This is a genomic window from Bradyrhizobium sp. BR 10289 (genome assembly GCF_019455385.1).
In the GTDB taxonomy this organism is placed as follows: Bacteria; Pseudomonadota; Alphaproteobacteria; order Rhizobiales; family Xanthobacteraceae; genus Bradyrhizobium.
Genome location: NZ_JACOFR010000033.1, coordinates 1 through 13136, shown reverse-complemented (window position 1 = coordinate 13136; position 13136 = coordinate 1). Strand labels below are relative to the sequence as shown.

At 65.0% G+C, this 13136-nt stretch carries 13 protein-coding genes and 2 pseudogenes; 9 read left to right on the top strand and 6 right to left on the bottom strand.

From position 1 onward, the window contains the following. The first annotated feature begins 12 nt into the window (after positions 1–12). The 3 genes from HYH08_RS33880 (at position 13) to HYH08_RS33870 (ending at position 1705) form a co-directional block, all read left to right on the top strand. Positions 13–168, top strand: coding sequence for a hypothetical protein (locus HYH08_RS33880; RefSeq protein WP_014493894.1), 156 nt, complete (start codon positions 13–15; stop codon positions 166–168). Between the two features lie 135 nt (positions 169–303). Then, the gene (locus HYH08_RS33875; RefSeq protein ID WP_220014162.1) at positions 304–1233 is read left to right on the top strand and encodes an aspartyl/asparaginyl beta-hydroxylase domain-containing protein; all 930 of its coding nucleotides are present in this window, start codon (positions 304–306) and stop codon (positions 1231–1233) included. Between the two features lie 13 nt (positions 1234–1246). Beyond that, positions 1247–1705, top strand: coding sequence for a YybH family protein (locus HYH08_RS33870; protein WP_220014161.1), 459 nt, complete (start codon positions 1247–1249; stop codon positions 1703–1705). A gap of 57 nt (positions 1706–1762) precedes the next feature. Here the strand turns inward: HYH08_RS33870 and HYH08_RS33865 are convergent, their stop codons facing one another. The 3 genes from HYH08_RS33865 to galE form a co-directional block, all read right to left on the bottom strand. Then, on the bottom strand, positions 1763–2464 hold the full coding sequence (locus HYH08_RS33865) for a fumarylacetoacetate hydrolase family protein (RefSeq protein WP_220014160.1): 702 nt from the start codon (positions 2462–2464) through the stop codon (positions 1763–1765). A 37-nt stretch (positions 2465–2501) separates the two neighbouring features. Further along, positions 2502–4304 (bottom strand): ABC transporter ATP-binding protein, encoded by a 1803-nt coding sequence (locus HYH08_RS33860; RefSeq protein WP_220014159.1) that lies wholly within the window; start codon positions 4302–4304, stop codon positions 2502–2504. Between the two features lie 118 nt (positions 4305–4422). Continuing rightward, the gene (gene galE / locus HYH08_RS33855; RefSeq protein ID WP_220014158.1) at positions 4423–5436 is read right to left on the bottom strand and encodes a UDP-glucose 4-epimerase GalE; all 1014 of its coding nucleotides are present in this window, start codon (positions 5434–5436) and stop codon (positions 4423–4425) included. 126 nt (positions 5437–5562) lie between these two features. Between galE and HYH08_RS33850 the strand changes: the two genes are divergently transcribed. After that, positions 5563–6600: a glycosyltransferase family 4 protein gene (locus HYH08_RS33850; protein WP_220014157.1), complete on the top strand. Its 1038-nt coding sequence runs from the start codon at positions 5563–5565 to the stop codon at positions 6598–6600. Between the two features lie 236 nt (positions 6601–6836). On the opposite strand, the gene HYH08_RS33845 is transcribed toward HYH08_RS33850, so the two are convergent. Both HYH08_RS33845 and HYH08_RS33840 read right to left on the bottom strand, forming a co-directional pair. Then, positions 6837–7145, bottom strand: a complete 309-nt coding sequence (locus HYH08_RS33845) for a PilZ domain-containing protein (RefSeq protein WP_220014156.1) — start codon at positions 7143–7145, stop codon at positions 6837–6839. A 2-nt stretch (positions 7146–7147) separates the two neighbouring features. Next, positions 7148–7330, bottom strand: coding sequence for a hypothetical protein (locus HYH08_RS33840; RefSeq protein WP_220014155.1), 183 nt, complete (start codon positions 7328–7330; stop codon positions 7148–7150). A gap of 162 nt (positions 7331–7492) precedes the next feature. Between HYH08_RS33840 and HYH08_RS33835 the strand changes: the two genes are divergently transcribed. Continuing rightward, positions 7493–7678 carry a DUF3606 domain-containing protein gene (locus HYH08_RS33835; RefSeq protein ID WP_220014154.1) on the top strand — a complete coding sequence of 62 codons (186 nt, stop codon included), beginning with the start codon at positions 7493–7495 and terminating at the stop codon, positions 7676–7678. A gap of 9 nt (positions 7679–7687) precedes the next feature. On the opposite strand, the gene waaF is transcribed toward HYH08_RS33835, so the two are convergent. Next, the gene (gene waaF / locus HYH08_RS33830) at positions 7688–8776 is read right to left on the bottom strand and encodes a lipopolysaccharide heptosyltransferase II (protein ID WP_220014153.1); all 1089 of its coding nucleotides are present in this window, start codon (positions 8774–8776) and stop codon (positions 7688–7690) included. Positions 8777–8948: 172 nt separating this feature from the next. Here waaF and rfaD point away from each other — a divergent pair, with 172 nt between their 5' ends. The 4 genes and pseudogenes from rfaD to HYH08_RS33810 form a co-directional block, all read left to right on the top strand. Further along, entirely contained in the window at positions 8949–9929 is a 981-nt protein-coding gene (gene rfaD, locus HYH08_RS33825; protein WP_220014152.1) for an ADP-glyceromanno-heptose 6-epimerase, read from the top strand. A 12-nt stretch (positions 9930–9941) separates the two neighbouring features. Continuing rightward, the gene (rfaE1, locus tag HYH08_RS33820; RefSeq protein WP_220014151.1) at positions 9942–11426 is read left to right on the top strand and encodes a D-glycero-beta-D-manno-heptose-7-phosphate kinase; all 1485 of its coding nucleotides are present in this window, start codon (positions 9942–9944) and stop codon (positions 11424–11426) included. 41 nt (positions 11427–11467) lie between these two features. Beyond that, positions 11468–12709 (top strand): annotated as a pseudogene (locus HYH08_RS33815) (O-antigen ligase family protein). Positions 12710–12793: 84 nt separating this feature from the next. Then, a pseudogene (locus tag HYH08_RS33810) lies at positions 12794–13136 on the top strand (capsular biosynthesis protein); the annotation flags it as partial.

Sequence of the window (13136 nt, the reverse complement as noted above, 5' to 3'; positions counted from 1 at the left end):
GAGGTGAGCCCAATGGAAGCCCAGAAGATCGCGGTCGACGCCGTCGTCGCGCTGACCGATTGCGACCGCGACGCCGTCATAGCCTTCATCCGCCGGCTTTACCTGGCCGGCGTCACAGATCCCAAGCGCCTGACCTTCAAGGGTCTGCAGGCGTTGTCGCGGGCCTGATTCGGCCGGTTTGGCCCCAAATTCCGTCCCTTTTGCTCTCTGTGGCGTGATTGCAACCCACCGGTGAATATCTTGCCGGTCGGGCCTGCTCGGAGTAGATCACGTCCCCGGCTGGGTCACTTGGGAACTTGGGGAATGCTGAAACAGCTTTTTGCGCCGCAACTCGTCATTTTATACGTGCTTGCGGCATCGACGATCTATGTCCACTTCCGCGGCAAGCAGCGGCTGCGCTTCGCGCGCCAGCTTGGCGATCACTCGACCTATCTCGCGCCCTACAACGTGCTGATGTACGCCGGCTCGGCCGTGCCAAACAAGCCGGTGATCTCGGTCGAGCAGTTTCCGGAGCTGAAGCCGCTCAGCGAGAACTGGGAGACCATCCGCGACGAGGCGGTCCGCCTGTTCGATGAAGGCTTCATTCGCGCAGCCGCCAAGAACAACGACTGGGGCTTCTACTCGTTCTTCAAGAGCGGCTGGAAGCGGTTTTACCTGAAATGGTACGACGACTTCCTGCCGTCGGCGAACACGCTGTGCCCGAAGACGGTGGAGCTGCTCAAGTCTATCCCGAGCGTGCACGGTGCGATGTTCGCGATGCTGCCGCCGGGCGGCAAGCTGGGCGCGCATCGCGACCCCTTCGCCGGTTCGCTGCGCTATCACCTCGGTCTCGTCACGCCGAACTCGAACAAGTGCCGCATCCTGGTCGACGGCGTCGAATGCGTCTGGCGTGACGGCGAGGCCTTCATGTTCGACGAGACGTTCATCCACAGCGCGGAGAATGCGACCGACGTCAACCGCATCATCCTGTTCTGCGACGTCGAGCGTCCGATGAAGTACGGCTTCATGACCGCGATCAACCGCTGGGTCAGCCATCACATCGTCAAGGCGTCGGCGACGCAGAACGTCGACGGCGAGCATGTCGGCGCGCTCAACAAGGTGTTCGGCAAGCTCTACGAGATCCATCTCGGCAGCCGCAAGGTCAAGGAGTGGAACCGCAACGTCTATTACACGCTGAAATACTCGCTGACCGCGCTGGTACTCGGCCTCATCGTGTTCTCGGCGCTGAAGTGATCGGCGCCGAGCAATGAGTCCCTTGCCGACCGCGAACACCGAGATCAGGCGGTTCTTTCTGGAGTGGCTGGAAACTTTCTCGGGCTATGTCCGCGACGTCGACTACGCGTCGGCGCGGCCACTGTTTCACCCCGATGTGCTCGCCTTCGGCACGCATAACGATGTCATCCCCGGCCTCGATCAATGGGTCACGACGCAATGGGACAACGTCTGGCCGAAGACGACCGACTTCCGTTTCGTCCTCGATCAGACCTCCGTCCTGGCATCACCCGATGGAGCGATGGCGATCGTGATCGCGCCGTGGACGAGCACTGGCTATTATCCCGACGGCAGCGCATTTCCGCGTCCCGGCCGGGCGACGATGGTGTTTTCAAGGGATGGCGACGGCTGGCTGTGCGTGCATTCGCACATGTCGCTCAATCGCGGTGTGCCGCAGGCGAGCTACGCCAACCGGCCGGTGAAAGCCTGGTAGAAATGCAAAAAGGCCCCGGACACGTCCGGGGCCTTTGATTCCGATATATCGTTGAGCCTACTCCGGCTGGCCGATGCTCACTTCCAGTGTGCCAACGCCGTCGACGCCGCAGGCGAGCTTGTCGCCCACCTGGAGCTGCGACACGCCGGCCGGAGTGCCCGTCATGATGATGTCGCCGGCGGCGAGCTTTACCTGCTGGGAGAGCTGCCAGATCGTCTCCGGCACGTTCCAGATCATCTGCTCGAGGTCGCCGGTCTGGGCTTCCTTGCCGTTCACCGTGAGCCAGATCCTGCCCTTGGTAGGATGGCCGATCTTCGAGGCGGGCTGGATCGCAGAGGCGGGCGCCGAGCCGTCGAAGGACTTGCCGATCTCCCAGGGGCGCTCCTTCTTGCGCGAGGCGATCTGGAGGTCGCGGCGGGTGAGGTCGATGCCGACGGCGTAGCCATAGACGTGATCGAGCGCCTTGTCGGCGGGGATGTTGAGGCCGCCGCTCTTGAGCGCGACGATCAGCTCGACCTCGTGATGCAAATCCTTGGTCAGGGGCGGATAGGGAATGGTGGCGCCATTGGGCACCAGCATGTCGGCGTGCTTGGCGAAGAAGAACGGCGGTGCGCGCTCGTCATTGCCCATCTCGCGGATGTGCTCGAGATAGTTGCGGCCGACGCACCAGATGCGGCGGACCGGAAAGAGGCCGCTTTCCCCGACGACGGGAAGCGAAGCCTGCGGCGGAAGCGGGATGACGTAGGAGGCGGCGTTCATGGAGCGGTCTCGCTGCTCTTGAGGTTGACGGGGAACTCTATGCGGTTGCGCTGATCGGCGCCAGGGCGCCGGCGTCGTGATGCTGCAAGCGGAAGAACGAGGCGTAACGGCCGGAGCGGCGCAAGAGCTCGTCATGCCGGCCCTGTTCGACGATCTCGCCGCCCTCGACCACCAGGATGCTGTCCGCGTGCATGATGGTGTGCAGGCGATGCGCGATCACGATGGTGGTGCGGTTCTGGCAGAGATGCTCGATCGCCTCCTGCACCTGCCGCTCGGATTCGGAATCGAGCGCGGCGGTGGCTTCGTCCAGCAGGATGATCGGCGCGTTCTTGATCAGCGCGCGCGCCACAGCGATGCGCTGGCGCTGGCCGCCCGACAGCTGCGTGCCGTGCTCGCCGACCGGCGTGTCGTAGCCGAGCGGGAAGCCCGTGATGAAATCATGCGCGCAGGCCGCCTTCGCCGCCTCGATGATCTCGTCCTCGCTCGCGCCCGGCTTGCCGAAGGCGATATTGCTGCGGATGGTGTCGCGGAACAGGTAGACGTCCTGGCCGACATAGGCGGTCTGCGCCCGCAGCGACTTGCGCGAGACCGCGCCGATCGATTGGCCGTCGATCACGATGTCGCCTTGCGTCACCTCGTAGAAGCGTAGCAGCAGCGCCAGCACGGTCGACTTGCCGCCGCCGGAGGGGCCGACCAGCGCGGTGACCTTGCCGGGCTCGGCGGTGAAGCTCATCCGGTTGAGCACGGTCTCGCCGTCGCGATAGGCGAAGCTGACATCGCGCAGCTCGATGCGCGCATCGGAAAGCTTCAGCGCTGGCTTGTCGTCGTCCGAATACTCGCTCGCCGGGCTGTCGATGATCTCGAGCAGCATGCGGGCGCCGACCAGCTGGCTGTTGAGGTCGATGTTGAGCCGCGCCAGCCGCTTGGCCGGCTCGGTCGCCATCAGGAACGCGGTCATGAAGGAGAAGAACGCACCGGGCGTGGCGTTGAGCGCGACCACGGCGTAGCCGCCATACATCAGGCAGCCGGCGACCGCGAAACCGCCGAGCATCTCCATCAGCGGATTGGAGCGGTTGGCGACGCGGGCCATCTTGTTGGCGTTGCGCTCGACGATGGCGATGTTCTCGTCGATGCGCTTCTGCATGGTGTCTTCGAGCGTGAAGGCCTTGACGGTGCGGATGCCCTGCAGCGATTCCTGCATCGTCTCCATGATGTCGGCGGTGCCGGTGAACTGGTTGTAGGCGAGGCCCTTGATGCGCTTGACCAGCTTGCGCAGCACCAGCATCGCCGGCGGCACCGCGACGAGACCGATGAAGGACATCAACGGATCCTGCCACACCATCACGCCGATCATGGCGAGCAGCATCAAGAGGTCGCGCCCGATGGCGTTGACCAGCATGTTGAGCACGTCGGTGATCGATTTGGCGCCGGCCGTGAGCCGCGCCAGAAACTCGGACGAGTGCCGCTCGGAGAAGAAGCCGACGCTCTCGCGCATCAGCTTGGCGAACAACTGGCGCTGGTTGGTGGCAAGGATCGCGTTCGAGATCTTGGTCAGGATCACCATGTGGCCGTAGGTCGCCACGCCCTTGATGAAGAGCAGGAATACGGTGATGCCAGAGAACATCGCGATGCCCGGGATATTCTTGTCGACATAGGCCTGATTGATGACCTGGCCGAGCACATAGGTCGCGCAGGCGGTGGCGCCGGCAGCGAGCGCCATCAGGGAGAAGGCAATGAGATAGCGCCGCCAGTAGACGATGCCTTGTTCCGTGACCAGGCGGCGGATCAGGACCGCTGCCGCATAGGGATCGTCGGTGATTTTCTTAGGAAACTGAGCCATCCGCTGTCCATTGACGGCGCAGGGACAAACCTGCCCGCGCGTCAGGGATCGATGGGCCTCTGTGCCCGCTCAGGCCGGGTTTTTCAAGCCCAATTAAGGGCTTGCGTCTGAACGGAATCTAGGCCGAGACGGCGTGGCGCAGTTCGCCATGGCGCTCGCGGTACAGCTTGTCCTCCCAGGCCAGCGCATGGGCGGCGATGGTCTCGAGGTCCTCGTATTGCGGCTTCCAGTCGAGCAGGCTGCGGATGCGGCTGGTGTCGGCGACCATGGTCATGATGTCGCCGGGCCGGCGCGGGGCGTATTGCACGGCGAAGCTGCGCCCCGAGACCCGGCGCACCGCGTCGATGGTCTCCAGCACCGAATAGCCGCGGCCATAGCCGCAGTTCAGCGTGGTCGAGGCGCCGCCGTTGCGCAGGTAAGCGAGCGCGGAGCGGTGGGCCTGCGAGAGGTCCGTGACGTGGATGAAGTCGCGGACGCAGCTGCCGTCCTGGGTCGGATAGTCGGTGCCGAACACGTCGATCTTGGCGCGCTGGCCGGTTGCGGCCTCCACCGCGATCTTGAGCAGATGCGTGGCGCCGACGGTGGCGAGCCCGATGCGCGCCTGCGGATCGGCGCCGGCGACGTTGAAATAGCGCAGGGTGACGTACTGCATGCCGTAGGCGGCGGCGACGTCGTGCAGCATGATCTCGGTCATCAGCTTCGAGGAGCCGTAAGGCGACAGCGGCCGCGTCGGCGCGTGCTCGGGCACCGGCACCTGGTCCGGATTGCCGTAGACGGCGGCGGTCGAGGAGAAAATGAAGCGGCCGATGCCGCGCTTCACCGCGACGTTGAGCAGGTTGCGCGCGGTGGTGAAATTGTTGCGGTAATAGCCGAGCGGATCGCGCATCGAATCCGGCACGACCACCGAGCCGGCGAAATGGATGATGCTCTCGATGTTGTGCTGGGCGATCACGCCCTCGAGCAGGTTCTCGTCGCCGGCGTCCCCAATGAACAGCGGCACGCCTTCCGGCAGGTAGGCGGAGAAGCCGGTGGAGAGATCGTCGATCACGACGACGTCCTCGCCGGCTTCCGCCAGCGCCAGGACCGTGTGACTTCCGATATAGCCGGCACCGCCGGTGACTAGCACAGTCATGATCTCACCCGTCTTCGATCAACGCGGGATGCTAGCGTCTGCGTGGTGAAGAGGGGGTATCGGCAGCCCTGAACTGGTCACTATGCTTAATGTTGCGTATAGGGGGCCTGCTCAACGGAGTGTGACGTGGCGAAGCCCCCCGGCCATCTACAGGTGATCGTGCCAAATCTGCACAGGCGCTATTCCGGGGTCACCGCGACCAACCGGATGGTGGCGCCGCGGCTGGCAAGACTGTATCGCGCCGCCTGGTTCGGCTCGGACGCGCCGGAGGGGATCGACCGGCTGGGCGTGACCGATCTCTTGAAATTGTGGCGCCGCAAGACGCCCCTGATCTGGCATGCGCGCCGCAACAACGAGATGATCGCGGGCGTCGTGCTGCGCGCGCTCGGCTGGCCGCTCAAGCTGGTGTTCACCTCGGCGGCGCAGCGGCATCATTCGTGGATCACGCGCTGGCTGATCCGGCGCATGGATGCGATCATCGCAACCTCCGACATCTCGGCCTCGTTCCTGAAGGTGAAGGCGACCGTGATCCCGCATGGCGTCGACACCGATGTCTACGCTCCGCCGATCGACCGCGCCGCGGCGTTCGCGGAGAGTGGACTTCCCGGCCGCTATGCGATCGGCTGCTTCGGTCGCGTGCGCGCGCAGAAGGGCACGGATCTGTTCGTGGATGCGATGTGCCGCCTCTTGCCGCACTATCCGGATTTCACGGCCGTGATCGTCGGGCAGGTCACGGCCGAGCAGACGCCGTTTGCCAACGACCTGAAGAAGCGCATCGAGGCGGCCAATTTGCAGTCGCGCATCGTCATCACCGGCGAGCTGGACATCGAAGCGGTGCAGCGCTGGTATCAGCGGCTGACGATCTACGCCTTCACCTCGCGCAACGAGGGATTTGGCCTGACGCTGATCGAGGCGATGGCCAGCGGCAGCGCGCTGGTCGCGGCGCGCGCTGGGGCTGCCGAGCTCGTGGTCGAGGATGGCGTGACCGGCGTGCTGGTCCCGGCCGACGATGCCGATGCACTGGCCGCGGCGCTGGAGCCGCTGATGCGCGATGTCGCGGCTGCGACCGCGATGGGCGAGCGCGGGCGGGCGCGGGTGCTGGCACAGTTCAGCCTCGATGCGGAGGCGGCGCGGATCGGCGAGGTCTACCGGCCGCTGCTGTGACGGTCCGTTTTGCGGGCCGGCAAAAGAATTTCGAAAACAACCCCATGCACAGTAGCCGGGAGTCCTGGAATCAATGGCTTGATCGCCGAAGCGGTGGCGGCTGCGGATTTTTCGAAATTCCACTTGACGCGTCGGGCAAAACAGGTAGATTGGCATCATCCCAAAACGTGCCGAGAGACCTGCGTTCGCTATCGGCGCGACCGCACGTTCGGGGGGCGGGATCGCTATCGAGCCGATCAAGCCGGCGTCTCGCGGACCTGCTTCTTCCCGGCCTTCTGACGCAAGAAGCTGACTTCGAGCTCGTCGCCGTTGACGCGGTCGAGTTGGCACCTGCGATAGGCAAGGCCGGTCGAGGAGAGCACGAGAAAGAACTCGGTCAGCGCCAGTCCCTCGATGGATGTCTCGACTTTGAGCGTCGCTGAAGTCTCGGAGACGTCCTTGACGAAGCACGGGCGCCGCCAGGTGCCGTCGATCGCCATCATTTGCGCCGTCAGCGGCCGCTCGAAGGCGACGCGCCGGTTCTCGCGTTCCTGCTCCTTCGGCATTCCTAGCGCTTCGCTTGCGGCTGCGAATGTCCTGCGGTCGTACGTGCCACGGCGTGCGGCGGCGGGTTCAGCCGGCGATCATAAGCAGCGGCAAGATCGAGCAGACGCTTCCTGGTGAACGGGTCGGCCTTCGCCGCCAAATTGCGAATGTCTTGCGCGCGCCCCTTGATGAAATCCTCGTCCATCGGCCGTACCCCTCGTGAGCCGAAAAGGATGCCGAGTTTTCCCAAGGGTGTAATCAACATATGTTAGTTCAGCGCGATGCTGGAGGGAGTTCACGCATTCGATTTTCCAGATCGGGAACCAATCGAATCTTCTCGCGTCATTGCAACGCAAGGAGGTGCACGATGGCTAAGGCAAAGAAGCAAACCACGCGCGGTCGCAAACAGGATCGCGCTCGGGTCGCCGCAGGACAGGACTACGAAGTCGGGTACGAGGCGAAGAAGACGCGCCGCTCCGCGCCGGCAGTGAAGAAGGCGGTCAAGAAGGTCGGCAACAGCCGGAAGAAGGTCGAGAAGCGGCTGGGTCGATAGCTGCGCCGCTCAGGTCGTTGCCCGCGACCCGGCCTCGGCCAACACTCTCTCCGCAATCGCCACCACCTCGCTCGCCGCGATGTTCCGCATGCAGCGGTGGTCGTTCATCTTGCAGATCGTGCTCTGGCAGGGCTGGCAGGACAGCACTTCCTTGTCCTGCACGATCGTTGCGGCGAGGCCGTTGAGGGGGGCCCAGAGGTAGGGGTCGGTCGGGCCGAAGATGCCCATGGTCGGCGTGCCGAGCGCGGCCGCGATATGCATCAGGCCGGAATCGTTGGAGATGGCGACGCCGGCGGCGGCCATGGCGAGGACACCGTTGCGCAAATCCGTACCGGTGAGGTCACGGACGCCCGGGCCGCCAGCGGTCCCGGGGCCGCCAGCGGCGACGATCTCCTGGGCAAGGCCCTTTTCGGCGGGGCCGCCGACCACCCAGACCTCCAGGCCGCGCTCGACCAGCAGGCGGGCTGCCTCGGGATAACTGGTCCACCGTTTTGAGACGCCGACCGAGCCGGGGGCGAGTGCCACGGCGGCGCCCGCGCTCAGGCCATTGGCCTGCCGCCAGCGGACGATCTCCTCGGCGGGCACGTGAAGCTGCGGCACCGGCCATTCCGCCGGCAGCGGGGAGCCGTCGGGCTGGGCCAGCGCGGCGTTCTTGTCGATGAAGCGGGGCAGCTTCTTCTCGCCCCAGCGCCAGCGGTTGAGCAGGCCGAAGCGGAATTCGCCGACAAAGCCGATGCGCTCGGGGATGCCGGCCAGCGCGGGCGCAATGGCGGCCTTCCAGGTTCGGGGCAGCACCAGGGCGGTGCCATAGTTCCGCTCGCGCAGGAGCTTTGCGAGGCCGAACTGGCGGCCAACGGCGAGGCGGCTGCGGGGCAGGTCCCAGACGATGCCCTCGCGCACGCCGGGCATGTAATCGACCAGGGGGGCGCACAGGGACGTCGTCAGGAGGTCGACCGGCCGGTTCGGCCAGCGCTCCTTCAGGACCCGGACCACGGTGTGATTCCGCACGAAATCGCCGATCCACATGTAGGGAACGATCAGGATCGGGCGGGTATCGCGCCGATCTGCCTCTCTACTAAGTGGCGAATCTTGGTTCATTTGTTAAATGGGGCCGAAGCTGTGCGGATTGTGGCGGTTCGGTTAGCCGCTCCGGGCCGGCAGGTAAAGCCGGCAGAGCAGAAGTCCCAAGCATCGGCCCAAAATGCTTACACTTTGGCAGATGATGCGCTACGGCAGGTATCGGGCCGCGAAAATCGGGCAGGTAATTGGAATGTTGCTGGTGACCGGCGGGGCCGGTTTTATCGGATCGAATGTCGTGGCCGCGCTGAACGAGGCCGGCCGGAGCGACGTCGTCGTCTGCGATCTCCTTGGCTCGGACGGCAAGTGGCGGAACCTCGCCAAGCGACAGCTGGTGGATATCGTCCCGCCGGCCGAACTGTCCGGCTGGCTGGAAGGCCGCAAGCTCGATGCCGTGATCCATCTCGGGGCGATCTCCGAGACCACCGCGAGCGACGGCGATCTCGTGATCGAGACCAATTTCCGCTTCTCGATGCGCCTGCTCGACTGGTGCACGGCCGCTGCCGTGCCGCTGATCTACGCCTCGTCCGCGGCGACCTATGGCGACGGCGAGGAAGGCTTTGACGACGACGCCTCGGTCCCTGCGCTGAGGAAATTGCGGCCGATGAATCTCTACGGCTGGAGCAAATCCCTCTTCGACATCGCGGTAGCCGAGCGCCGCGCGCGCGGCGAGGCGCTGCCGCCGCAATGCGTCGGCCTGAAATTCTTCAACGTGTTCGGCCCCAACGAGTACCACAAGGGCTCGATGATGAGCGTGCTGGCGCGCCGCTTCGACGACGTCAAGGCGGGGCGCGTCGTGCAGCTGTTCAAGTCGCATCGCGAGGGCATCGCCGACGGCGACCAGCGCCGCGATTTCATCTATGTCGACGACGTCGTGCGCGTGATCATGTGGCTCGTGGCAACGCCTGAGGTCTCCGGCCTCTTCAATGTCGGCACCGGCAAGGCGCGCAGCTTCAGGGATTTGATGCTGGCGGCCTATGCCGCGCTCGGCACCAGGCCCAACATCGAATATGTCGACATGCCCGAGCAGATCCGGGGCAGCTATCAATACTTCACCCAGAGCAAGGTCGATCGTCTGCTCCGTGCCGGCTATAACGGCGGCTTCACGACGCTCGAGGATGCGGTGAAAGCCTATGTCGGGAATTATCTCGACCGGCCCGACCGTTTTCGCTGAGGGCTTTGGATCATGGTGACGCCCATTCTCGATTTTGATTCCCTGGCGCAGGACATCGCGCGCCGCACGGTGCTGTGCATCGGCGACGTCATGCTCGACGAGTTCGTCTATGGCGAGGTTTCGCGGATCTCGCCGGAGGCGCCGACGCCCGTCATCGCCGCCCAGCGCAGCGAGATCCATATCGGCGGCGCCGGCAATGTCGCGCGCAATGTCGCTTCGCTCGGCGCGCGCTGCGTCTTCGTCGGTCTCGTCGGCGAGGATGATGCGGGCAAGCGGCTCGCCTCGGCGCTGGCCGAGCATGCCGGCATCGAGAGCGTGCTGGTGTGCGATCCGTCGCGGCCGACCACGCGAAAGGTCCGCTTCGTCTCCGAGCATTTCTCCACGCATATGCTGCGCGCGGATTGGGAGCAGGCGGCGTCTGCGTCCGACGAGGTCGAGGCGAAGCTGATCGAGGCGATCCTGCCGCAGATCGCGCGCGCCGACATCGTGCTGCTCTCCGACTACGCCAAGGGCGTGCTGACCGCGCGGGTGATCCGCCACACCATCGATGCTGCGCGAACGGCCGGCAAGCCGGTGATCGTCGATCCCAAGAGCCTCAATTGGGCGATCTATCGCGGCGCCACGCTGCTGACGCCCAATCGCAAGGAGTTTTCGGACGCCACCCGCAGCCGCGCCGACACGCCGCAGAGCATCGTCGATGCCTCCGAGGACGTGATGCGGCTCGCCGATTGCGAGGCGATACTGGTCACGCAAGGCGAGCACGGTATGACGCTGGTGCCGCGCAAGGGCGAGGCCGTCCATGTGCCCGCCTTCCCGGTGAAGGTGCGCGACGTCTCCGGCGCCGGCGACACGGTTGCGGCCGCGCTGGCGGTCTCACTCGCGACGGGGGCGGACTGGGATACGGCGCTGCGCATGGCCAATGCGGCCGCTTCGGTTGCCGTCAGCAAGCAGGGCACCGCCAGTGTCAGCGCGGCCGAGCTGCGCCGGAAGATCCTGCCGCATGCCTATCTCGCGGCCGAGGAGAAGATCGTGCTCGAGCCCGGCGCGCTCGATGCGCAGCTCGCCGAATGGAAGCGGCAGGGATTGCGCGTCGGCTTCACCAATGGCTGTTTCGACATCCTGCATCCCGGTCACGTCAAGGTGCTGACCGCGGCGCGCGCCGCCTGTGACCGCCTCATCGTCGGCCTCAACAGCGATGCCTCGGTGCGGCGGCTGAAGGGCGCCGACCGTCCGGTGCAGGACGAACGTGCGCGCGCGGAGGTGCTGGCGGCGCTGGAGGCCGTCGATCTCGTCGTCATCTTCGAGGAGGATACGCCGATCGAGCTGATCACCCGGATCAAGCCGAGCGCCCTGGTGAAGGGCGGCGACTACACCCGCGAGCAGGTGGTCGGCCATGAGGTCGTCGAGGCCGCGGGCGGCGTGGTCGTGCTGGTCGACATCCTGCAAGGCTTCAGCACGACGGCACTCGTCCATCGCGCCCGAGGAGGGGGCAGGTGATTCATCAAGCGACCGCGCTGGCCCGGGAGACGACCCTGCAGATGCTGGGACGGCGCGTCCGCAGCCCTGCGGCCTGGAGCGAGACGGCCGACCTGTTCGCGATCCTCACCGTGGCCTCGCTGCCCTGGTCGACCTCGCTCGTGGCGATCTTCAACGCCGCGTTCCTGGTCTGCATGGTGCCATTTCTCGACGTCCGCGCCTTCCTGCAATCCTTGAAGCGTCCGATCTCCGCGGCGCCGCTGGCGCTGTTCGTGCTCGCGCTGGTGGGAACGCTGTGGTCCGATGCGGCCTGGGGCGCCCGCCTCTATGCCGTGGGGCCGACCATCAAGCTGCTCGTGCTGCCCGTCCTGCTCTACCATTTCGAGCGCTCGCCGCGCGGCAACTGGATGCTGATCGCCTTCCTGGTGTCCTGCGCGCTGCTATCGGTGATGTCGTGGCTGGTCGCCTTCTATCCCGGCCTGTCGCTGAGACCCTACGACCCGCTCGAGCGCGGCATCTTCGTCAAGAACTACATCAACCAGAGCCAGGAATTCACGTTGTGCGCGGTCGCGCTCGCCTATCCCGTGATGATGCTGTTGCGGGAGAAGCGCTATGGGCTCGCCGGCCTGCTGACGGCGCTGGCGTTCAGCTTCCTGGTCAACATGGCGTTCGTGGTGGTCTCGCGCACCGCGCTCGTGACCGTGCCGATCATGCTCGCCGTGTTCGCACTGCTTCATCTGAAGTGGCGCAGCATCGCCATCATCTGCGCCGTCCTGATCGCCGGCGCCGCCGTCGCCTGGCAGGCCTCGCCGCAGCTGCGCAAGACCGCCGACACGTTCTCGCGCGACTACCGGCTCTACATGAAGGAGAACGTCCCGACGTCGATGGGCGAGCGCCTCGAATATTGGCGGCATTCGGCGCAGTTCATCGCGCAGGCTCCGCTTGCGGGACATGGGACCGGCTCATCGCAAGGGTTGTTCGAGCGCGCCTCCAAGGAGCCGTCATGGGTTCGAGGCGTGAGGGTGTTTCCGAGTCTGTACAACCAGAAGGTGCAATGAGGCGTCATCGGCATGGTCGTTCTTTACGCAATCTGGATCTCTCACCTCCTGCTGTTTCGCAGCGACGGGTTCGTCCGCTGGATCGGCCTGCTGGTGGTGATCCAGAACGTCTTTACCTCGTTTTTCAACTCGCATCTGTTCTATTTCCACGAGGGCTGGATGTACGTGATCGGCGTCGGCGTCGCCGGCGGCATGGGTGGGCTGGGGCCAACGGGCCGAGATGAAGATGAGGGAAGCGGTTCCTGAACGGCCGCGCGGCTGGCAAGTCGGGTCGAGATAGGGTATCAGCGCAGTCAGGTTGCAACCAACGGAATATTCATCGGTCGGCGGATGACGCGTTTTTCGCATCTTACTTTTCGCAATTTCATGATCGCGCTCCACGACCTGCTGGCGACCACGGCGGCGCTGTTCGTGGCATTTTATCTGCGGTTCGAGGGCGGTGACGGCTTCTATGACCGTCTGCCGCTGCTGCTCCAGATCCTGCCCTATTTCCTCGCCTTCAGCGTGGTCGTGTTCTTCGTCTTCAATCTGACCACGACGAAATGGCGCTTCATCTCGCTGCCCGATGCGCTGAACATCATTCGCGTTGCCGCGGTGCTGACGGTCGCGCTGCTGGTGCTCGACTACATCTTCGTCGCCCCCAATGTCCGCGGCGCCTTCTTCCTCGGCAAGG

Coding starts and splice junctions, on each gene's coding strand:
- HYH08_RS33835 (WP_220014154.1), top strand. CDS start 7,493: ATGGCTAAGGCAAAGAAGCAAACCACGCGCGGTCGCAAACAGGATCGC.
- HYH08_RS33870 (WP_220014161.1), top strand. CDS start 1,247: ATGAGTCCCTTGCCGACCGCGAACACCGAGATCAGGCGGTTCTTTCTG.
- HYH08_RS33845 (WP_220014156.1), bottom strand. CDS start 7,145: ATGCCGAAGGAGCAGGAACGCGAGAACCGGCGCGTCGCCTTCGAGCGG.
- rfaE1 (WP_220014151.1), top strand. CDS start 9,942: ATGGTGACGCCCATTCTCGATTTTGATTCCCTGGCGCAGGACATCGCG.
- HYH08_RS33840 (WP_220014155.1), bottom strand. CDS start 7,330: ATGGACGAGGATTTCATCAAGGGGCGCGCGCAAGACATTCGCAATTTG.
- rfaD (WP_220014152.1), top strand. CDS start 8,949: ATGTTGCTGGTGACCGGCGGGGCCGGTTTTATCGGATCGAATGTCGTG.
- HYH08_RS33875 (WP_220014162.1), top strand. CDS start 304: ATGCTGAAACAGCTTTTTGCGCCGCAACTCGTCATTTTATACGTGCTT.
- galE (WP_220014158.1), bottom strand. CDS start 5,436: ATGACTGTGCTAGTCACCGGCGGTGCCGGCTATATCGGAAGTCACACG.
- HYH08_RS33865 (WP_220014160.1), bottom strand. CDS start 2,464: ATGAACGCCGCCTCCTACGTCATCCCGCTTCCGCCGCAGGCTTCGCTT.
- HYH08_RS33880 (WP_014493894.1), top strand. CDS start 13: ATGGAAGCCCAGAAGATCGCGGTCGACGCCGTCGTCGCGCTGACCGAT.
- HYH08_RS33860 (WP_220014159.1), bottom strand. CDS start 4,304: ATGGCTCAGTTTCCTAAGAAAATCACCGACGATCCCTATGCGGCAGCG.
- waaF (WP_220014153.1), bottom strand. CDS start 8,776: ATGAACCAAGATTCGCCACTTAGTAGAGAGGCAGATCGGCGCGATACC.